This window comes from Streptomyces sp. LN549 (genome assembly GCF_043203805.1).
Lineage (GTDB): Bacteria > Actinomycetota > Actinomycetes > Streptomycetales > Streptomycetaceae > Streptomyces.
The window spans coordinates 7,273,581-7,294,735 of the sequence record NZ_JAZHRI010000002.1; the positions used below are offsets into that span (position 1 = coordinate 7,273,581).

A 21,155-nucleotide genomic window follows, 5' to 3' on the forward strand; every position below is an offset into this window, starting at 1 on the left:
AACCGAAGCCTCCGTGAGGGGTTGATCAGTACGTTCCAGAACGGAACGCTCCGAAAGGTGAAGCGTGATGAAGAAGATGATGGCCGGCGCGGCAGTGGCCGTGTCCCTGGTCGGCCTGGCGGCCGCCGCGGCCCCCTCGGCCATGGCGATCGGCAACGACGCGGGCACCACGTCGGTCAACGGCAACGGTGCCGTGGACTCGTTCGGCAACAGCGCGACCCGGGGTGACGAAAGCCCGCAGGTCGAGCTCGTCCAGGGCTCGCTGAACAAGGCATGCGTCGGCCTGCCGCTCAAGGCCAACGCAGGTGCGCTCGTGGGCATCCTCGTGCCCGTCGCGGTCCAGGACATCAACGTTCTGCACTCGCCGCAGAACCAGCAGTGCGCCGACAACTCCACCCAGGCCAAGGGTGACGAGGCCCTCTCGCACCTGGTGGACGACATCCCGGTCGCCTCCGGGAACGGCCTCGGTAACAACTGAGTCCTGACACACACCGCGGGCGGCCCGAATCCTTTCGGGCCGCCCGCGGTGTGTGGGTGAGACACCTGAGCACAGAGATGCCCACCACCCCGCAGGGGGCGGTGGGCATCGTGCGTGCCGCGGGCGGTCAGCGCAGGCTGCGCACCGGAAGGACGCAGTGCGCGGAGGTCGCGATGACCTCCGGGTCCCCCGCGAAGGAGCGCAGCTCCTCCTCGCCGACCGGGAGCCCGGGGGCTCCCTGCGGCCACGGGCGGGTGGCGAACATCGCGTGTACCTCGCCCTGTTCGGAGGCGGCCGCCAGCCACTGGGGCGGTACGGGGTACTGGGCGGTGAAGTGAGGCAGCGTCAGTACGGCCTGGCCCGCCTGGACGAGGAGCTTGACCGGGAGGCCCGGAGTCTCGTCGGCGCGCACCGGGGCGCCCCCGGCCCGGAGTCCGCAGCGACCCAGGGCGATGCGCATGGCGGCCTCGCCGACGGCCGGCCCTTCCGAGCCGTCGCCCAGCGAATAGGCGAGCAGGAACGCGACGTCATGGCCGCCGTGGGGGTGCTCGCCGCTCCAGCCGATCAGGGTGAGCGTGCCCAACTGGGCCTGGGTGAACGTGCCGGTGGCTGTCTGGGGGGAGGTCATGTCCGGCACCCTAACCGTCCGCGACCGGTCGATCTCCATGCGTATCACCCGATCGAGGGAGAGCATGTGATATTCCGGCCGCGGCACCTGAACCGCCTCCGTTCCGGCCGGAACGGAGGCCCGTGATTAATCTGTTGACGCCGCCCGGCCGCCGCGGGCTATCGTGTGCAGCGTTACGGACGACGGAGAAGACCGTTGGTCCCGGACCGTGCGTGAGACCGGAGGTGAGGACATTGATGACTGTCGCTGCGATGGGCGCTGCCCACAAGCCGAAGAGCATCGTTCCCACCCCCGTGGCCGCCGGCTGACCGACCTCGAGAACCTCTGCGCCTCAGTGCGCAATGCCGGGGCCACCCTGTGAAGGGTTTCCCTTGTCTTTCCCGTCCTCTTCTTCTCCTTTCTCCACTCTTCAGGGCTCCTCGTCGTCGCACCCCCTCTCCGCCTACGGCTGGGACGACGGCTGGGCGGCCGAGTTCGCGCCGTACGCCGAACAGGGGCTGCTGCCGGGACGCGTGGTGCGGGTCGACCGCGGGCAGTGCGACGTCGTCACCCCGCAGGGCACGGTCCGCGCGGACACCGCGTTCGTCGTGCCCCGTGACCCGATGCGGATCGTCTGCACGGGCGACTGGGCAGCCGTTGACCCCGACGGTGACCCGCAGTTCGTCCGTACGCTGCTGCCGCGGCGCACGGCCTTCGTCCGCTCGACCTCGTCCAAGCGTTCCGAGGGTCAGGTGCTCGCCACCAACGTCGACCACATCGCCATCTGCGTCTCGCTGGCGGTGGAGCTCGACCTGGGGCGGGTGGAGCGGTTCCTCGCCCTGGCCATGTCCAGTTCCGGCGGCGACGCGCTGCTGCGCGACGCGGCATCGGCCGGGGACGGCGTTGCCGAGACCCTCGTCGTCCTGACCAAGGCCGATCTGGTCCCGGACGCCGTGACCCTGTCCCACCTCGTCCAGGACATCGAGCGTCTCGCGCCGGGCGTGCAGGTGCTGCCCGTCAGCTCCGCCACCGGTGAGGGCGTCGACGTGTTCTCCGCGATCGTCTCCGGCGGTACGAGCGTGCTGCTCGGTGTCTCCGGTGCGGGCAAGTCCACGCTCGCCAACACCCTGCTCGGGCACGACGCGATGGAGGTGCAGACCACCCGTGACGCGGACGGCAAGGGCCGGCACACCACCACGACCCGCAACCTGCTGGTCCTGCCCTCCGGCGGCGTCCTGATCGACACCCCGGGGCTGCGCGGGGTCGGCCTGTGGGACGCGGAGACAGGCGTCGGCCAGGTGTTCTCCGAGATCGAGGAGCTGGCCGGGCAGTGCCGGTTCCAGGACTGCTCCCACGCGGCCGAGCCGGGCTGCGCGGTGCTGGCGGCGATCGAGGACGGAACGCTGCCCGAGCGGCGCTACGACAGCTACCGCAAGCTGCTGCGCGAGAACCAGCGCATCGTCGCCAAGACCGATGCCCGGGTCCGGTCCGAGATCCGCCGCGACTGGAAGCGCAAGGGGGCCGAGGGCCGGGCCGCCATGGAGGCGAAGCGGGGCCGCGTGCGGTAGCCGGAGCACCCCTGGTCGACGTCCGAAAACCGCGAGTGCGGCCGGGTCCGGTGGCGCACACTGGACGGTGTGATGGACGAAGAGACCAGGTACGAGGCGGTGAGCAGCCGCGATGCGCGTTTCGACGGGGAGTTCTTCTTCGCCGTCGAGACGACCGGCATCTACTGCCGGCCGAGCTGCCCCGCCGTCACCCCCAAGCGGAAGAACGTCCGCTTCTACCCGACCGCGGCCGCCGCGCAGGGCAACGGCTTCCGGGCGTGCAGACGCTGCCGCCCGGACGCCGTGCCCGGCTCCGCGGACTGGAACGTCCGGGCGGACGTGGTCGGCCGCGCCATGCGGATGATCGGCGACGGTGTGGTGGACCGGGAAGGCGTCCCCGGTCTCGCCCACCGGCTCGGCTACAGCTCGCGGCAGGTCCAGCGGCAGCTCAACGCCGAGCTGGGCGCCGGGCCCGTCGCCCTGGCCCGCGCCCAGCGCGCGCACACCGCCCGGGTCCTGCTCCAGACCACCGGGCTACCCGTCACCGAGATCGCTTTTGCGGCCGGTTTCGCCTCGGTGCGTCAGTTCAACGACACCGTCCGGCAGATCTACGCGCGCACCCCGAGCGAGCTGCGCACCGAGGCCGGCACCGGGCTCGGCACCGCGGTCCGGGAGGCGCGCACCACCGGCATTCCGCTCCGGCTCGCGCACCGGGGGCCGTACGCGGCCCGTGAGGTCTTCGACCTGCTCGCCGCCGAGACGGTCGCCCGGATCGAGGAGGTCAGCGGGGAGACCGGGGCCCGGACCTACCGCCGTACCCTGCGCCTGCCGCACGGCACCGGCATCGCCGCCGTGGACGAGCGGTCCGCCGGCAACTGGCTGGATGCCCGCATCCACCTCACGGACCTGCGCGATCTGACGACCGCGGTGCAGCGGCTGCGCCGCCTGTTCGACCTGGACGCCGATCCGTACGCCGTGGACGAACTGCTCGGCGCCGATCCGCTGCTCGCGGCGGGCGTCGCCGCACGCCCTGGGGTGCGCTCGCCCGGTACGTCGGACCCCGAGGAGTTCGCCGTACGGGCGCTGCTGGGACCGGCGGCCGCCGGGGAGCTGGTCGAGACGTACGGGAAGGTCCTGGACGTTCCCTGCGGCGGGCTCACCCATGTGTTCCCCGAACCGGGCGTCCTGGCCGGCGCGGTGTCCGGCCCCGCTCTGAGGGCGCTCACCACCGCTCTCGCCGACGGCGGGGTGCGGCTCGACGCGGGCGCCGACCGGGACAAGGCCGAGCAGGCGCTGCTGCGGCTGCCGGGCATCGGCCAGGACACCGCGAAGCTGATCCGGATGCGCAGCCTGGGCGACCCCGATGTCGACCCGTACGGAACGCCCGGCTCGGACCGGTGGCGGCCTTGGCGCTCCTACGGCGTACGCCGTGCGGAGGCCATGGACCGGGTGCCCGCGTAACGGGATCAGGCCGGCAGGCCCCAGCTCGGTGCGGGTCCGTTCGCCGCGACCGGGCGGACGGTCAGGTCCGGGCGGTCGCCGACTGCGGTGATCAGCGCCGATTCGCCCTTGCGCAGCCGGATGCGTACCGCACCGCCGTCCTGCTCCTCGTGGGCCAGGGGGCGTCCGTGCCGGTCCCGCACCTCGATGGCGCCCTCGATGCCGTGCCGTACGACGCAGGGCGCGCCCGCCTCGCTCGTCAGCCGCACCCAGCGCGTCCGGCCGCCCTCCCGCACGGCGCTGAGCAGGAACGCGCCCTGGGTACGGAAGTCGTGGACGGTCAGGTCCTGCCAGGCGGCGGGCAGGGCGGGGAAGACCCTGATGGTGTCGCCCCAGGACTGGCAGACCATGTCGTGGAGCGACTGGGCGGCCGACAGCGGGGTCTCGATGACGGGGCCGGACTCCTTGTACATGGTGTTGGCCTGGATGAACCGGCTCATCAGCTGACCCAGGTACGTGAGCGCGTCCTCGCCCTTGCCGAGCAGTGCCGACATGGAGGCGGCACCGGTGAAGGTGTAGCCCTGCAGCGCGCCCTCGAAGCCGACCCAGTGGGCGAGGGACTTCTCGATCAGGGCGCGTTCGGTGTCGGTCGCGCCGGTGACCTCGTACAGCGGGTAGACGGCGAGCATGTGCGAGTAGTGGCGGTGGGACTTCGCGAAGGGCACCCCGGCGCCGATCATGTAGCCGTTCTCGTCGACCGGGTAGGGGGCGAGCCTGGCCAGCACCTCCTGCCAGCGGGCGGTCAGTGGATCGTGGACGTCCAGTTCGCGGGCCGAGTCGAGCAGGGTGCGGCAGCCCCAGCGCAGCAGCATCAGGTCGTAGTTGCAGTCGGGGGCGTTGACGCCGTACTCGGGGGAGAAGGTCGCCGGGAGGTGCAGCTTGCCGTCGGCGCCCGGGGTGAGGAAGTGCAGGTAGTAGTTGACGGCCTTGCGCAGCAACGGGAAGAGGGTGTCGCGCAGGACGGACCGGTCCATCGTGTGGCGGTAGGAGAGCCAGACGTTGTGCAGGGCCCAGGTCAGGTTGCCCACCTCGGGGGTGGGCGGGTCCTGGCCGGGGATGCCGACGCCGTAGCCGCCGTCGGCGACCGCGGCACCGTTGACCAGCTGTGGGTCGGTGGTGCGGGGGATGCCGGCGGAGTCGGCCCGGTAGGGGGCGGCGACCTCGCGGGAGAGCTGCTCGCGGAATTCGCTCAGGGCCCGGGTGACGGCGTCGAGCTCCAGGTGATTGGAGCCGTGGATCAGCCAGTACTCCAGCTGGACGTTGAGGTTCCACCAGGTGTTGGGCCACGGTGTGGGCTCCAGCCAGGGGCCCGAGGTGGCCATCACGGGGGCGTCCTTGCGTGCGGCCGACGCCGTTTTGTAGAGCTGGATCCAGTAGAAGCGCTGCAGCCGGGCATCGGGCAGCGACAGGAAGCTCCTGCGGTAGAAATGGTCCCACCAGGCGCGGTGCGGGGCGGCAAGCAGGGTGTACGGAAGGGTGGAGGCGGCCGTGACCGTACGCAGCGCGCGGGTGCGGGCGGTGTTCCCGGGGTGGGAGTGCGTGACGGTCACGTACAGGGTGCGGGCGGCGCCGCGTGTCCGCTCGCGCCAGGCGGTGACGTGCGCTCCGCCCGCGAGCAGCGACTGCACAGCCGCGGTCGTCCCGCCGTGCTCCTCGACGACGGCCGGGGGGTTGCCCGTGTAGCCGTCCGGCAGCGGCTTGAAGGCGGCCCGGGGACTGATCGCCTCGGCCGGGTGGAAGACCCAGCGGAAGTCCTTCTCGCCGGCGCTCGGGGTCACCTCGACGGCCAGCACGTCACCGGTGGACTGCACGAAGGCGCGGAGCGTGAGGGTGCCGGCCGAGGTGGTGACGGTGCCCTGCAACTCGGCGGTGTGCAGCCGCATCCGCCAGTCGACGCCCGTGATGGTGCCGGCCGGCTCCAGGGTGAAGTGGCCGATCGGGAGCCGCGCCAGGCCGAAGAGCGAACCGAACTCGGGCCGGTGGTCCTGGACCTCGGAGTGCTGGACGTTGAAACGGATCGCCGTGGTCTCGGCGCCGGGCTCCGCGTAGATACCGGAGCCGAGCCGGCCGTTGCCCAGGTACGGGCCCTCGTACCAGGTCTTCGGCATCCTCTGCCAGCGCAGGTCGGCGTCGTCGAGGACGGTGTTCCAGCTGTCCGCGGGGGAGTGCACCACGACGGGGGCGGCTGCGGCGGCCGACGGGGCTGCGGCCTGGGCGGGAACGGCGGCGCCGCCCGCCACGAGGACTCCGCCGAGCGCGGTGCCGGTGGCGAGAACGCTTCTGCGGGAGGGGGCGGGCCGGGAAGGGGAGGGCGAGGAATCGGTGTGGGGGGAGGAGGCGTGGTCCGGTGCTGTGGGCAAGGAATCTCCTGGCGATTCGTACGCAGACAGGCGCAACAATTCATCCGAGCTATGTCCTCACGGAACGTAGACTTGAGCCACCTGCCCGTCAATAGGGCGCGAGAGATCCGATGTATCTCTCTCCATGTGGTCGGACTTCACCTACGTGATGGCTGTGGAGGGGGCTCAGCCCCAGATCACCGCGCCCAGCCACGCCCCCACCACCAGCAGGCACGCGAACAGCTCGACGAGTACGGAGTAGCCGGTCGCCCGCATCACCGAGCGGACCGACGCCCAGCCCGCCGCGCGGCTGCCGAGCCGCAGCCGCTCCGCCCCGTAGATCACGCCCACGTACCCGGCGATCGCTCCGACCACCGGGACCACGAAGAATCCGGTGATCGCGCCGATCCCGCCGAGCATCAGCGTCCGCCGTGGCGCCCCGGTCTCGCGGGGGCGGCGCGGCGGCAGGAGCGGTTTCAGCGCCTGGTTCAGCAGCAGCAGCGCCGTGGCCCCGATCAGGACGCCCCAGGCGGCCGGCGTCATGTCCGTCAGCGCCCACCACAGGACGGCCGCCCAGACGATCGCCTGCCCCGGCACACCGGGCAACAGCACACCGATCAGGCCGAGCAGCATGACCAGGCCGACGGCGACGAGCTGCCACACACTCATCTGACCAGCCTGCCGGAATCCGGCCGGTCCCGCCCGTCGTCGGTCCCCGTCCCCGGGCCCGTCGGCGCAGCTCAGAGGCGCGGTCCGCGGGCGACCCAGCCCCGTTCGTACGCATGCCAGCCCAGCTGGAGCCTGGTCGACACCCCGGTGAGCTCCATCAGCCCCTTGACCCGGCGCTGCACCGTCCGCAGCCCCAGGTCCAGCTGTTTCGCGACGCTGGCATCGGTCAGGCCGGCCAGCAGCAGCGACAGGACCTCCAGATCCGTCGGATCGGGACCCGTGGTGTCCTCGCCGATCCGGCCGCTCTCGGCGAGCCGCAGCGGCATCGCGTCGCGCCACACCGCCTCGAAGAGCCCCGCCAGCGACTCCAGCAGCCCCGATTCGTGCACCACCAGGGCCGCGGGCTCCGCGCCGCGACGGGTCAGCGGCACCATCGCCATCGCCCCGTCCGCGACGACCAGCTTCGTCGGAACCCGGTCCACGACGCGGCACTGCTCGTTGCGGCTCAGCGCCGCCGACAGCTCCAGGATTCCCGACGGCAGGCTCAGCACCTCGCGCTCGACCACCACCCGGAACGACACCCCGCGGGTGGCGGCCTGCTCCTCCGACTCGTTGTCGAGCCCGCTGACCGCGATCGGGTTCCCGGTGACCAGGGCGCACACCTCACTCGTCGCCCCCAGCTGCAGCTGGTGGAAACGGTGGGCCACGGCGCTCGCGCCGGTGACCACCTCGACCAGATCGTGCACGGCGGGTTCGGCGGCGTCCACCCGGTACTCCTCGGCCAGCAGCACCGCCGCCAGCTCCGCCTGCTCCAGCTCGTGGCGCTGCTGGGTCAGCAGCGCGCCCAGTGCGACCCCGGGCGGGGCCGCCACCCACCGCCCTGTACGGGCCGACGACTGGGCAGCCAGTCCGTGCTGCTCCAGCCGCCGCAGCGCCCGCTCGGTGTCCCGCTCGGGCAGTGCCAGCCGGTGCGCGAGATCGGAGACCTCCGCGGCTCCGACCGCCACGAGCGCGCGATAGGCCGACTCCTGCGTCTCGTCGAGACCTATGGCTCCCAGCATTCCCGGACCCCTCCCGGCCGTGTTGCTTCCCTGTCGTGTCGTACTGATCGGCCGGCCTGCCGTGGCGGGAAGCGGCCACGGCGTAAACCCGCCGCGGCACATCATCCCTGCACCGCCCGTCACTCTGCCAATGTGGCGCCACCGCAGCACCAACAACCTCCGGAATGCTGGCCTTTACGCCTTTCCGTTCCGGTTTTACTTGGGGAGAGCGATGCGTCCGATATCGCGTACGGCACTGGGGGCGGCCACCGCCGCCGTCCTCGCCGTCACGGTGATCGCGCCGTCCGTGGCAGCGCCACAGGGCGACGCGACCACGAAGAGACCGCTGACCGGCAGCGCGGCTGCCGCCGCCCAGGGGAAGAAGCCGGTCACCGTCACGCTGGTCACCGGCGACAAGGTGCTGGTGAACACCGACAGTTCGGGGAACGCCTCGGCCACCGCGCTGGCCCGCGAGGACGGCACCGTCCCCCTCGTGCAGACCCGCCGCTCGGGCAAGGACCTGTACGTCTACCCGGACACCGCGGTGAAGGCGCTCGCCGAGGGCACCGTCGACGAGGAGCTCTTCAACGTCACCGGGCTGATCCGGCAGGGGTACGACGACGCGCACGCGGACTCCGTACCGCTGATCGCGACCTACTCCGGGAGCACCGCACGCAGCGCGCCCGTCACCCCGCGCGGCGCCGAGCGCGGCCTCGCTCTCCCGTCCATCGACGGTGTGGCGCTCAAGGCCGACAAGGAGCAGACCGCCGCATTCTGGTCGGACGTCACCGGCACCGGCCGGTCACGTTCCGCCGCCGGGCTGAAGAAGCTCTGGCTGGACCGCAAGGTCGAGGCCAGCCTCGACCGCTCCACCAAGCAGATCGGCGCCGACCTTGCCTGGGCCGCCGGCTACGACGGCAAGGGCACCAAGGTCGCCGTCCTGGACACCGGCGCGGACGCCGAACACCCGGACCTCAAGGGCCGGATCGCCGAGTCGAAGAACTTCACCGACTCCGACACCACCGACGACCGCCAGGGCCACGGCACCCACACCCTCTCCACCGTGGGCGGCAGCGGTGCGGCCAGTGACGGGAAGAAGAAGGGCGTCGCCCCCGGCGCCGATCTGCTCGTCGGCAAGGTCCTCAACGACAGCGGCTCCGGCGACTCCTCCTGGATCATCGCGGGCATGCAGTGGGCCGTCGACCAGAAGGCCGACGTCGTCTCCATGAGCCTGGGCAGTCAGACCCCCACCGACTGCACGGACCCGATGAGCCTGGCCGCCGAGGAGCTCGGCAAGAGCAAGGACACCCTGTTCGTCATCGCGGCCGGCAACTCGGGGCCGACGCTCAACACCGTCTCCTCGCCCGGGTGCGCGCCCAGCGTGCTGACCGTCGGCGCGGTCGACCGCGACGACTCCACCGCGCAGTTCTCCAGCCGTGGGCCCGCGATCGTCTCGCACACCCTCAAGCCCGAGATCGCCGCCCCGGGCGTCAACATCTCCGCCGCCGCGGCAGGCGGCCGCGGTGTCTACGCCTACCAGTCGATGTCCGGTACGTCGATGGCCACCCCGCACGTCGCGGGCGCCGCCGCCATCGTGAAGGAACGCCACCCCGACTGGACGGCCCAGCAGGTCAAGGCGGCCCTCGTGTCGTCCGCGAAGAGCGACATCCCCGGTGACGTACGCGAGACCGGCGGCGGCCGGCTCGACGTCAAGGCCGCCATCGACACGACGCTCACCGGCGCACCCGCCGTCCAGGGCGGCACGTTCAACTGGCCGCAGGACAAGACCGACCGCACCACCGTGCAGATCCCGTACACCAACACGGGCGACAAGCCGGTGAAGCTCTCGCTCACCCTCCAGGGTGTCACGGGCAACGACGGATCGGCCGTCCGCTCCTCCGTCGCCGCACTTGGCGCGAAGAGCGTCACCGTGCCCGCCGGAGCGAGTGTCGAGGTCCCGCTGAAGCTCGACCCGACCGCGAAGCTCCAGGACAGCCAGTTCGGCGACGTCACCGGCCGGGTGCTGGCCACCGCCACCGGCGGCGTCAAGGTCTCCACCCCGTTCTCGCTGTACGTGGGCGCCGAGACCGTCACCCTGCGCGTCAAGCTGATCGACCGCAACGGCAAGGCCGCCGCCGGTTCTTCCTCGCTCGACGTCATCGGAACCGACACCGCCACCGGTGAGCGCCGCTTCAACGACGGCTCCACCGACCAGGTGTACGAGGTGCGCCCCGGCGCCTACTTCGTCTCCAGCTTCATCGTCTCGGCCGACCCCGAGGACGCCACAGGGACCCTCGCCAAGTCGGTCGGCTACCTCGCCAGGCCGCAGCTGAACGTCACCAAGGACACCACCCTGGTGCTCGACGCCCGCAAGGCGCACCGGATCAAGGTGAAGACCGAGGACCGGGTCACCGAGACCCGTAGCGGGACCCTGGCCTTCGGCCGCAGCTGGGACGACGTCTGGCTGCACTCCGGGTCCATCGCCGGCGGCAGCGTCATCAAGGACTACGTGGTCGACATCCAGGGCAAGGCCCGGGACGGCGACTTCGAGTTCGACAGCTTCTGGCGTGCCTACGCCCCGCAGATCGAGAAGCTCGCGGTCGTCGGCGGCGCCACCCTGCACCCCACCCCCGCGTCCTCCGGTTCCGTCAACCTCGACGGAACGGGCCAGGCCGCACTCGTCGACGCCGGCACCGGCACCCCCGATGAGCTGAAGGCCGCCGACGTCTCGGGCAAGATCGCCCTGGTCGCTGTCGCGGACGACGGCTACGTGGTCACCCAGGCGCGCAACGCCAAGGCGGCCGGCGCCGTGGCGATCATCGCGCACCGCCCGTCCGCGGGTCCGTGGAAGCCGTCCGTCGGATACGGCGCGGCATCCCTGCCCTCGCTCGGGATCCAGGCGGACGAGGCGGCCGGTCTTGCCGCCTCGCTGGCCGCCGGCCCGGTGAAGCTGAGCTGGAAGGCCACCGCGGTCAGCCCGTTCGTCTACAACCTGGCCTTCCCCGAGACGGGCACCGTCACCTCGGACCGCACGTACGAGGTCAAGGACAGGACGCTCGGTTCGGTCGAGTCCCGCTACGAGTCCATGGGCGTCAAGGCCGACTTCGTCGACACCCTGCTCGTCGCCCGCCCCTACGGCGCCACATACGGCCTCGGTGCATTCGACACCGTCGCCGCACCCGGGAAGCGCACCGAGTACTTCTCGGCGGGCGACAGCTCCTGGCAGCGCTACCTCTCCTCCAGCTTCCCCTGGGGCGAGTCCATGTTCGACCGGGTACGCACCTACCAGGCAGGTTCGCACCGCACCGAGCACTGGTACGGAGGCATCCTCGTCCCGTCCGCACCCCGTGACAGCCAGGGCAGGGAACAGCTCGCCGCGGAACGCCAGGACAATCTGATCGGCGTCGCCCCCGGTTTCTGGAGCGACAGCGAACACGGCGGGCTCCAGGGCTCCTTCGGAGACATGGGCAACATGCGGCTCAGCAGCGGTGGCACGGTGCTCGGTGAGTCCGGCTGGCCCTCCGGGGTGTTCACCGTCCCGGCCGAGGACGCCGAGTACGAACTCAGTATGATGACCATGAAGTCCGGTCAGCCCGCCGCCGTGTGGAAGCGGTCGACCATGACCCAGACCACCTGGAAGTTCCGTTCACACCGGGACGAGAACGCCTACTCCCAGGGCATCCCGCTGCTCTTCCCGGGCTACGACCTGCCCTCGGACGGCATGAAGACCCTGGCGGCGAAGGACGGTCAGCAGATCGGACTGAGCGTCACGGGCCACGCCGGCTACACGCCCGGCAAGCTGACCGAGGTCAAGGTCTCGTACTCGTACGACGGCGGCGAGACCTGGACCGAGGCCACCACCGCCCAGCAGGGCGGCCGTTGGACCGCGACCGTGAACCACGCGGACGCGGCCGGCAAGCCCGTCACGCTGCGCACCGAACTGACGGACGCCAACGGCAACTCCGTCGTCCAGACCGTGACCGACGCCTACGCCGTGCGCTGACGTCACGTCACCCCGACCGGTCCGCCGGGCGTCCTTCCCGTGGGGGGTGGGGCCGCCCGGCGGACCTTTTGCGTGGTGGCCCTTCGGCCAGTTTTTCCGGATGTCCCGTTTTCGCACGGCCTTCGCGGTCGACAATAAGGGCATGAGTCAGCAGGGGGAGAGGTCCGCCGCCCACGAGGACGACTGGTGGCGCAGGCTGTACGACGAATCCGCCCCGGACACGGGGGCGAGCCATGCGGCCGACAGTCTCGACGACCGCTTCGACTCGGCGTCGGGTGCGGTGGCGCCCGACGACAGTGGGGCGTACGAGACCGCCGCCCCGGTGCCCGAACCGAGGCCGGCGCCGTCCGCAGTCACCCGAACGGCGGACGTCGCGCCGGCCCCGCCGCCCGAGGTGACCGTGCGCGCCCCGTGGGAGCCACCGGCCGGCCCACCACGACCCCGCACCTTCGCGGCCCCGCCACCACCAGTTGCTGCTCCGCCTCCGCCACCTCCGCCCCAGCCCCCGCCCCGCCCCAGCCCCCGCCCCCGCCCCCGCCCGTGCGGCCGGTATCCGAGCCGGTCGCGCCGCCCCTCGCCGATCCCCGGATCACGCAGAGCCTCCCGGCCGGGCAGGAGGCCGAGCCGCCGACGCCCGCCGAGGCACTGACTGCCGTGTCCCGCCCGCCCGTCGTACCGGACGGGGCGGCGCCGCCACTGCCCAGGCGCCCCGTCGTCGAGCGGCCCGAGGGCGCCCTTCCGGTCGTCCCCGTCACGGAACCGGCCCCCGCCCCCGAGGCGCCGGCGCCGCATCCCCCGGTCGCCCACGTGGGCGCGAGGCCGCCCACGTACGACGCCGAGCCCACCGCGCTGCCCGCCGCCGACCCGCGCGGACTGCACGGCCTCGTCGCCGACACCGTGCTCGACGGTGCCCGGTACGGCACGTACACCCTGCGGGCCGCTTCCGTACGGGGTGACTCCGCCCGTTTCCGGGGGGAAGTCCGGCGCGACGCGCTGCTCACCGCGCGGTTCGGCACCGCGGACGGCGCGCTCGTCCTGGTCGCCGTCGCAGGTGGCGACCGGTCGTCCGAAAGCGCGCACCTGGCGGCGGCCGACGCCTGCCGCTGGATCGGCGAAGCTGTCGGACGCAGCCACGCCCGTCTCTCCGACGACATAAGAGCGGGCCGCCGCCGCGACCTCAAGTCCGGGCTGCACCGTCTCACCGACCGCAGCTACGGGAAGCTGCGCGCCCGCGCCGCCGAACTCGGCCGCGAACCGCACGAGTACACGGCGGGTCTGCGCTGCCTCCTGCTGTCCGCCGACCCCGAGTGCCGCACCCGGGTCTTCTTCGGCGTGGGCGGCGGCGGGCTCTTCCGGCTGCGGGACGGCAGCTGGCAGGACCTCGAACCGCTGGTGCCGCAGACCGGCGCGCTCACCGGGGAGCCCGTGGCCGGCTACGGGTCGGCGCCCGAGAGCGGCCCCGAGGGGGACCGGCTGACCATGGACCTGGGAGTCACCACCGCCCCGCCCCCGTACATCGAGGAACCGGTCCCGCCGCCCGCCGAGCCGTTCCGCTTCCGCGCGTCGGTCGCCCGGCCGGGCGACACCCTGCTGCTCTGCAGCCCTGGCCTCGCCGAGCCGTTGCGCGGCGAGTCAGCCCTGGCCGAGGAGCTCGCCGAGCGCTGGACACCGGCCCAGGCACCCGGCCTCGGCGCGTTCCTGGCCGACACCCAGATCAGGGTGAAGGGGTACGCCGACGACCGGACGGCGGTCGGCGTCTGGGAGGCGTAACCGCCCGGGGCATGGGTTGATGGACTCCGGAGAATCCGTCCGGCCGGGGCTGCGTGCCCCGAACCGCCGGACCGCCGTCAGCCGGACGTGCACGGAGCACGGGCAGAGGGAGTGCGCACCCATGGCCAAGCAGAACGTGTCGGAGCAGTTCGTCGACATCCTCGCCCGGGCGGGCGTCAAACGCCTGTACGGGGTTGTCGGCGACAGTCTCAACCCGGTCGTCGACGCGATCCGCCGCAACCCGGACATCGACTGGATCCAGGTCAGGCACGAGGAGACGGCCGCGTTCGCTGCCGGCGCCGAGGCGCAGGTCACCGGCGAGCTGGCGGCCTGCGCCGGGTCGTGCGGCCCCGGCAACCTGCACCTCATCAACGGCCTCTACGACGCCCATCGGTCCATGGCCCCCGTCCTCGCGCTCGCCTCGCACATCCCGTCGAGCGAGATCGGGCTCGGCTACTTCCAGGAGACCCATCCGGAGCTGCTCTTCCAGGAGTGCAGCCACTACAACGAGATGATCTCCAACCCGCAGCAGATGCCGCGGCTGCTCCAGACGGCCATCCAGCACGCGATCGGCCGGGGCGGCGTCGCCGTCGTCTCGATGCCCGGCGATGTGGCGTCCCAGCCCGCGCCGGAGAAGTCCGTCGAGCACGCCCTGGTCACCTCTCGGCCCACCGTGCGCCCGGGCGACGCGGAGATCGAGAAGCTCTGCCGGATGGTCGACGAGGCCAAACGGGTGACGCTGTTCTGCGGCAGCGGCACGGCGGGTGCGCACGCCGAGGTCATGGAGTTCGCCGAGCGGGTGAAGGCCCCCGTGGGCCACGCCCTGCGCGGCAAGGAGTGGATCCAGTACGACAACCCGTACGACGTCGGCATGAGCGGACTGCTCGGCTACGGCGCCGCGTACGAGGCCACCAACGAGTGCGATCTGCTGATCCTGCTCGGCACGGACTTCCCGTACAACGCCTTCCTCCCGACCGATGTGAAGATCGTCCAGGTCGATGTGCGTCCCGAACACCTGGGCCGCCGCTCCAAGCTCGACCTGGCGGTCTGGGGCGACGTCCGCGAGACGCTGCGCTGTCTGACGCCGCGGGTGAAGGCCAAGAGCGACCGCAGGTTCCTCGACCGGATGCTCAAGAAGCACGCGGACGCGCTGGAGGGTGTGATCAGCGCGTACACCCGCAAGGTCGACAAGCACGTCCCGATCCATCCGGAGTACGTGGCCTCGGTCCTGGACGAACTCGCGGACGAGGACGCGGTGTTCACCGTCGACACCGGCATGTGCAACGTCTGGGCCGCCCGCTATCTGACGCCGAACGGCAAGCGCAGGGTGATCGGTTCGTTCAGCCACGGCTCCATGGCCAACGCGCTGCCGCAGGCCATCGGCGCGCAGTTCACCGACCGGAACCGGCAGGTTGTCTCGATGTCCGGGGACGGCGGATTCACCATGCTGATGGGGGACTTCCTGACCCTGGTCCAGTACGACCTGCCGGTGAAGGTCGTGCTGTTCAACAACTCCTCGCTGGGCATGGTCGAGCTGGAGATGCTGGTCGCCGGACTGCCGTCGTTCGGTACGACCAACAAGAACCCCGACTTCGCGGCCGTGGCACGGGCCTCAGGGGCGTACGGCGTCCGCGTCGAGAAGCCCAAGCAGCTGGAGAGTGCCCTCAAGGACGCCTTCAAGCACAAGGGGCCGGCGCTCGTCGACATCGTGACCGACCCGAACGCGCTCTCCATCCCGCCGAAGATCAGCGCGGACATGGTGACCGGCTTCGCGCTCTCCGCCAGCAAGATCGTGCTGGATGGCGGCGTGGGCCGGATGGTCCAGATGGCCCGGTCCAACCTGCGTAACGTGCCCCGCCCGTAGGGCCTCCACTAGGTCTTTCGTTTGGATCAGGCCGGAGCCCGCGAGCCCGGGCATGATCCAAACGAGAGGCCCTGGTGGTTGACGGGGCATCAGATCTAGGTGTCTGACGCCCTCTTGGCGGGCTCTGAGCAATGTGACATATTACTGACGTGTTCACGAGACAGCCTTTCGACGTGGTCGTCGTCGGCGCCGGAGTGGTCGGTGCCGCCTGCGCGTACTACGCCGCCCGGTCCGGACTCTCGGTCGCGGTGGTGGACAGCGGGCCGGTCGCCGGCGGCACCACCGGAGCGGGGGAGGGGAACCTCCTGGTCTCCGACAAGGTGCCGGGACCGGAGTTGGACCTCGCGCTCCTGTCCGCCGCGCTCTGGCGCGAGCTGGCCGAAGTGCTGCCCCCTGCAGTCGAGTTCGAGCAGAAGGGCGGGCTGGTCGTCGCGGCAGGTCCCGAGTCGCTGGCCACCCTGACCGCGACCGCCGCCGGGCAGCGGGCGGCAGGGGTCCGGACCACCGCGGTGGCGGCCAGTGAACTGAACGCGCTCGAACCGCACTTGGCCTCCGGGCTCGCCGGAGGGTTCCTCTATCCGCAGGACGCCCAGGTCCAGCCGGCCCTGGCCGCGGCCCACCTCGTCCGCGCTGCCCGCGACGCCGGAGCGAGCTTTCACCCGGGGCAGGCGGTCACGGCCGTGCTGACCGGACCGACGGGCGCGGTGCGCGGCATACGGACCCGTGCGGGCGAGCTGCTCGCCCCGGCGGTGGTCAACGCGACGGGTGTACGGGGCGGGGAGCTGGCGGCTCTGGCGGGCGTGGAACTGCCCGTGCTGCCCAGGCGCGGCTTCGTCCTGGTGACCGAGCCGCTGCCGCCCCTGATCAGACACAAGGTGTACGCGGCGGAGTACGTGGCCGATGTGTCGAGCGCATCCGCCGCCCTGCAGACCTCTCCCGTCGTGGAGGGCACGCAGGCAGGGCCGGTCCTGATCGGCGCCAGCCGTGAACGGGTGGGCTTCGACCGGACGTTGTCCGTCCCCGTGGTCAGCCGGCTGGCCGCGGCGGCAGCCGCGCTCTTCCCGGTGCTCGCCCACACCCGGGTGCTGCGGGCCTACCACGGCTTCCGCCCCTACCTGCCCGACCACCTCCCGGCGATCGGGCCCGACCGCCGCGTGCCGGGACTCTTCCACGCCTGCGGTCATGAGGGTGCGGGGATCGGGCTGGCGCCTGCCACGGCCGTGCTGATCACCGCCGAGATCCGGGGGGAGGCGCCGCCCCTCGACCCCGAGCCGTTCCGCCCGGACCGGTTCGACGCGGGCCCCCGTCCCGGGTCCGGAGGCTGACCCGAGGTCACCCGGCAGCCTCCGAGGCCGCGCCGCCGTGACGCCGTACACCCCGAAGCCGTGACGCCGTACACCCCGAGAAGCCCGCCGACCCGTCCGGGAGCGTCCGGACCGCCCGACCGCCGACCGCCGACCGAGCAGGAGCCCTGGTGAGACGTCCCCGCATACGTACGGCCGCACGAACCCCGGCCGGCCTGGCCGGCGCCGGTCCCGGCCCCGGTTTCGAGATCACCTTCGACGGCCGCCCGGTCCGCGCCCTGCCCGGCCAGAGCATCGCGGCAGTCCTCTGGGCCGCCTCCGTCCTCACCTGGCGCACCACCCGGGTGACCGGACGGCCGCGGGGCGCCTTCTGCGGGATCGGCTCCTGCTTCGACTGCCTGGCCACCGTCAACGGCCTCCCCAACCGGCGCGCCTGCCTGCTGCCCGCCCGCCCCGGCGATGCCGTCACCACGCAGGAAGGGGACGGACATGCCGGTCCCGTCCGCTGAACCGTCCGCCGCCCGGCCCGAGCGCACCGAACTCGCGGTGGTGGGTGCCGGTCCCGCCGGGCTCGCCGCCGCCGTCACCGCGGCCGACGGCGGACTCGACGTGGTCCTGCTCGACGCGGCGGACGCACCGGGCGGCCAGTACTACCGCGCCCCCGCCCCCGGCCTCGGCGTCACCCGTCCCGAGCAACTGCACCACGGCTGGGCGGACTTCGTTGCCCTCACCGCCCGGCTCGACCGGCACCGCGCGGCAGGCCGGATCCGCCACCTCACCGGCCACCACGTCTGGGCCGTCGAGCGGCGCGGAGCGGACTGGACCCTGCACGTGGTCACCGGGCCCGACGGCCGGGACGGGGCCGGCACGCTCGACGCCCGTCGGCTGCTGGTCGCGACCGGCTCCTACGAGCGCCAACTCCCGTTCCCCGGCTGGACCCTGCCGGGGGTCGTCGGAGCGGCCGGGGCGCAGGCCATGCTGAAGTCGGGCCTGGTGCTGCCGGGCCGACGCGTAGTCGTCGCAGGCAGCGGACCGCTGCTGCAGGCCGTCGCGGTCTCCCTCGCCCGAGCGGGCGCCCGGGTGCCCGCACTGGTGGAGGCCTCCGGCTATGGGGCGTACGGACGTGCGCCGATGGTGCTGGCCGCCAACCCCGGCCGGCTCGCCGAAGGGGCCCGGCACGGTGTGGCGCTGGCGCGGCACCGGGTCCGGCTGCTGACGCACCGGGCGGTCACCGCCGTCCACGGCACCGACCGGGTGGAGGGCGTCACGGTGAGCCGGCTGGACCGCGACTGGCGTCCGCTGCCCGGGACCGGGCGCCGGATCGAGTGCGACACCCTGGCCGTCGGGCACGGTCTCGTGCCCCAGCTGGACCTCGCCGTCGGGCTGGGCTGTGCCACCCGGTGCGCCGCGGACGGCTCGGCCGCGCTGGAGCTCGACGAGGAACTGCGCACCACCGTGCCCGGAGTCTGGGCCGCGGGCGAGACCGGCGGCATCGGCGGCGTCCGCCTCGCCCTGGCCGAGGGCGAACTGGCCGCCCGCTCCGTGATCGCGGACGCGCGCGGCGGCCGGGGCACGGCACGCGCGGCGGCGCTGCGCCGGGCCCGGCGCCGGATGCGCGCGTTCGCCGGGTTGATGGCTGCCGTGCACCGGCCGGGGCCGGGCTGGACCGACTGGACGACGACGGACACCGAGGTCTGCCGCTGCGAGGAGGTCACCACCGGCGCGATCCGCACGGCCGTCGGTGAACTCGGTGCCGGGGACAGCCGCACGGTCAAGCTCCTCACCCGGGCCGGAATGGGCTGGTGCCAGGGCCGGACGTGCGGATTCGCCGTGCGGGAACTCTCCGGCTGCGCCGCGGAGACCGGGAGTCCCGACCGCCGTCCGCTCGCCTGCCCCGTCCCCCTGTCCGTGCTCGCCCGTGCCGCCCGCCCCGAGGACACGTGAGGACGCGTACCCCACCCCTCGGCATGTCCTGTCCCGCCTTCGTCACACCTTCCAAGGAGCCCTCATGACGGCGAACATCCCTGCACGCACCGGTCCCTGGCGAGGCGTCATGGTCGCCACGCCGCTCACCCTGCGCGAGGACCGGTCCGTCGACTTCGACGCGTACGCCGCACATGTGCACGACCTCGTCGCCGAAGGGTGCGACGGGGTGGTGCCCAACGGCTCGCTGGGGGAGTACCAGACGCTCACGGACCAGGAGCGCGACCAGGTCGTGCGGGTCGCCGTCGAGGCGGCCGGGGACGGAGCCAGGGTGATGCCCGGCGTCTCCGCCTACGACAGCACCCAGGCGCGGCGCCGCGCCGAGCAGGCGGCCGAAGCCGGAGCCGGCTCCGTCCTGCTGCTGCCGCCCAACGGCTACCCGTGCGACGACGCGGCGGTCCGTGCGCACTACGCGGAAGTCGCCTCCGTGGGCCTGCCGGTCGTGGCGTACAACAATCCGTACGACACCAAGGTCGACCTGACGCCGCGGCTGCTCGCCCAGCTCCACGCCGACGGCTCCGTCGTCGCCGTCAAGGAGTTCAGCGGTGACGTCCGCAGGGCCTACGAGATCGCCGAGGAGGCCCCGGGGCTCGACCTGCTGGTCGGCGCCGACGACGTCCTCCTGGAGCTCACCCTGGCAGGTGCCGTCGGCTGGATCGCCGGCTGCCCGAACATGCTGCCCGCCGGCTGCGTCGCGCTGTACCGGGCAGCCGTGTCCGGGGACCTGGACACGGCGCTGCCGCTGTACCGGCGGCTGCACCCGCTGTTGCGCTGGGACTCCAAGCCGGAGTTCGTCCAGGCCATCAAGGCGTCCATGGACATCGTCGGACGGCACGGCGGACCGACCCGGCCGCCGCGCATGCCGCTCGACGCCGGCGCCCTGGCCGCCGTGCGCGCGGCCACCGAGAAGGCGCTCGCCGAGGGCCTCGACTGAGAGGGGCCGGCAATCGGGGGCGTCGCCCCACCCGTCAGCACACCAGACATCCGCCGGCCGGAGCGTCGTACAGGACCGGCCGGACGATCGAGGGGGACACTTGCGCACGCGTCACATCTTCCACGCCGTCGACTCGCACACCGAAGGCATGCCCACCCGGGTGATCACCGGCGGCATCGGCACGCTGCCCGGCGCCACCATGGCCGAGCGGCGCGCCTACTTCATGGCGCACCGGGACGCGGTGCGGACCCTGCTGATGTACGAGCCGCGCGGCCACGCGGCCATGAGCGGGGCGATACTCCAGCCTCCGACCCGGCCCGACGCCGACTTCGGGGTCCTGTTCATGGAGGTCTCCGGCTGTCTGCCGATGTGCGGGCACGGCACCATCGGGGTGGCCACCGTCCTGGTGGAGACCGGCATGGTGGAGGTCACCGAACCGGTCACCACCGTGCGGCTGGACACCCCCGCCGGGCTGGTGAGCGTCGACGTCCGGGTCGAGGACGGCGCCGCCACCTCCGTCACCCTGACCAACGTCCCCGCCTTCAGCGCCGGACTCGGTCTCACAGCGAAGGTCCCGGGCCACGGCACCGTGCCGTACGACCTCGCGTACGGCGGCAACTTCTACGCCATGGTCCACCTGGACGACCTGGGCCTGCCGTTCGACCGGTCCCGCAAGGACGAGCTGCTGGCCGCCGGGCTCGCCCTGATGGACGCGGTCAACGCCACCGACCGCCCGGTCCACCCGCTCGATCCCGCCATCCACGGGCTCAAGCACGTCCAGTTGATCGCCCCCGGCTCGGATGCCGTCCGCTCCCGGCACGCCATGGCCATCCACCCCGGCTGGTTCGACCGTTCGCCGTGCGGCACCGGCACCTCCGCACGCATGGCCCAGCTCCATGCGCGGGGCGAACTCGCCCTGGACACCGACTTCGTCAACGAGTCCTTCATCGGTACGGAGTTCACCGGCCGGCTCGTCGCCGAGACCACAGTGGGAACGTTGCCCGCCGTCGTCCCCACCGTCACCGGCCGCGCCTGGGTCACGGGGACCGCGCAGTACTTCCTCGACCCGGCCGACCCGTTCCCCGAGGGCTTCCTGTTGTGACCCGTCGAGTCCGTA

Annotated in this window: 16 protein-coding genes; 11 read left to right on the forward strand and 5 right to left on the reverse strand. The window is 72.4% G+C overall.

The features are described 5' to 3' along the window. Positions 1–67 precede the first annotated feature (67 nt). Positions 68–478, forward strand: a complete 411-nt coding sequence (locus tag SH922_RS32520; RefSeq protein ID WP_393062127.1) for a rodlin — start codon at positions 68–70, stop codon at positions 476–478. A 127-nt stretch (positions 479–605) separates the two neighbouring features. Here SH922_RS32520 and SH922_RS32525 read toward each other — a convergent pair whose 3' ends face one another. Continuing rightward, on the reverse strand, positions 606–1,106 hold the full coding sequence (locus tag SH922_RS32525) for a DUF5949 family protein (protein WP_393062128.1): 501 nt from the start codon (positions 1,104–1,106) through the stop codon (positions 606–608). Between the two features lie 341 nt (positions 1,107–1,447). Between SH922_RS32525 and rsgA the strand changes: the two genes are divergently transcribed. Both rsgA and SH922_RS32535 read left to right on the forward strand, forming a co-directional pair. Further along, positions 1,448–2,653, forward strand: a complete 1,206-nt coding sequence (gene rsgA / locus SH922_RS32530; RefSeq protein WP_393062129.1) for a ribosome small subunit-dependent GTPase A — start codon at positions 1,448–1,450, stop codon at positions 2,651–2,653. 72 nt (positions 2,654–2,725) lie between these two features. After that, on the forward strand, positions 2,726–4,093 hold the full coding sequence (locus SH922_RS32535; RefSeq protein ID WP_393062130.1) for a DNA-3-methyladenine glycosylase 2 family protein: 1,368 nt from the start codon (positions 2,726–2,728) through the stop codon (positions 4,091–4,093). A gap of 5 nt (positions 4,094–4,098) precedes the next feature. Here SH922_RS32535 and SH922_RS32540 read toward each other — a convergent pair whose 3' ends face one another. From SH922_RS32540 to SH922_RS32550, 3 genes are all read right to left on the reverse strand, one after another. Beyond that, positions 4,099–6,492 (reverse strand): glycoside hydrolase family 95-like protein, encoded by a 2,394-nt coding sequence (locus SH922_RS32540; protein ID WP_393062131.1) that lies wholly within the window; start codon positions 6,490–6,492, stop codon positions 4,099–4,101. A gap of 165 nt (positions 6,493–6,657) precedes the next feature. Next, positions 6,658–7,140, reverse strand: coding sequence for a DUF456 domain-containing protein (locus SH922_RS32545; RefSeq protein ID WP_393062132.1), 483 nt, complete (start codon positions 7,138–7,140; stop codon positions 6,658–6,660). 71 nt (positions 7,141–7,211) lie between these two features. After that, a complete protein-coding gene (locus SH922_RS32550) occupies positions 7,212–8,201 on the reverse strand; it encodes a helix-turn-helix domain-containing protein (RefSeq protein ID WP_393062133.1) in 990 nt (329 codons plus the stop codon). Positions 8,202–8,412: 211 nt separating this feature from the next. On the opposite strand from SH922_RS32550, the gene SH922_RS32555 reads away from it, so the two are divergent. Then, entirely contained in the window at positions 8,413–12,183 is a 3,771-nt protein-coding gene (locus tag SH922_RS32555) for a S8 family serine peptidase (protein ID WP_393062134.1), read from the forward strand. A 147-nt stretch (positions 12,184–12,330) separates the two neighbouring features. Here SH922_RS32555 and SH922_RS32560 read toward each other — a convergent pair whose 3' ends face one another. Then, a complete protein-coding gene (locus SH922_RS32560) occupies positions 12,331–12,540 on the reverse strand; it encodes a hypothetical protein (protein ID WP_393062135.1) in 210 nt (69 codons plus the stop codon). Positions 12,541–12,594: 54 nt separating this feature from the next. Here SH922_RS32560 and SH922_RS32565 point away from each other — a divergent pair, with 54 nt between their 5' ends. The 7 genes from SH922_RS32565 to SH922_RS32595 all read left to right on the forward strand — a co-directional run bounded on the left by SH922_RS32565 (position 12,595) and on the right by SH922_RS32595 (position 21,140). Continuing rightward, positions 12,595–13,953, forward strand: coding sequence for a protein phosphatase 2C domain-containing protein (locus tag SH922_RS32565; RefSeq protein WP_393062136.1), 1,359 nt, complete (start codon positions 12,595–12,597; stop codon positions 13,951–13,953). A 121-nt stretch (positions 13,954–14,074) separates the two neighbouring features. Next, positions 14,075–15,817, forward strand: a complete 1,743-nt coding sequence (locus SH922_RS32570) for a pyruvate dehydrogenase (protein ID WP_393062137.1) — start codon at positions 14,075–14,077, stop codon at positions 15,815–15,817. 149 nt (positions 15,818–15,966) lie between these two features. Then, positions 15,967–17,142, forward strand: coding sequence for an NAD(P)/FAD-dependent oxidoreductase (locus tag SH922_RS32575; RefSeq protein ID WP_393062138.1), 1,176 nt, complete (start codon positions 15,967–15,969; stop codon positions 17,140–17,142). Positions 17,143–17,291: 149 nt separating this feature from the next. Next, positions 17,292–17,630, forward strand: coding sequence for a (2Fe-2S)-binding protein (locus SH922_RS32580; protein ID WP_393062139.1), 339 nt, complete (start codon positions 17,292–17,294; stop codon positions 17,628–17,630). After that, positions 17,611–19,065, forward strand: coding sequence for an NAD(P)/FAD-dependent oxidoreductase (locus SH922_RS32585; RefSeq protein WP_393062140.1), 1,455 nt, complete (start codon positions 17,611–17,613; stop codon positions 19,063–19,065). The genes SH922_RS32580 and SH922_RS32585 overlap by 20 nt, the downstream gene beginning before the upstream one ends. Positions 19,066–19,129: 64 nt before the next feature. Next, positions 19,130–20,038: a dihydrodipicolinate synthase family protein gene (locus SH922_RS32590; protein ID WP_393062141.1), complete on the forward strand. Its 909-nt coding sequence runs from the start codon at positions 19,130–19,132 to the stop codon at positions 20,036–20,038. 100 nt (positions 20,039–20,138) lie between these two features. Continuing rightward, positions 20,139–21,140: a proline racemase family protein gene (locus tag SH922_RS32595; RefSeq protein WP_393062142.1), complete on the forward strand. Its 1,002-nt coding sequence runs from the start codon at positions 20,139–20,141 to the stop codon at positions 21,138–21,140. Positions 21,141–21,155: the final 15 nt, after the last annotated feature.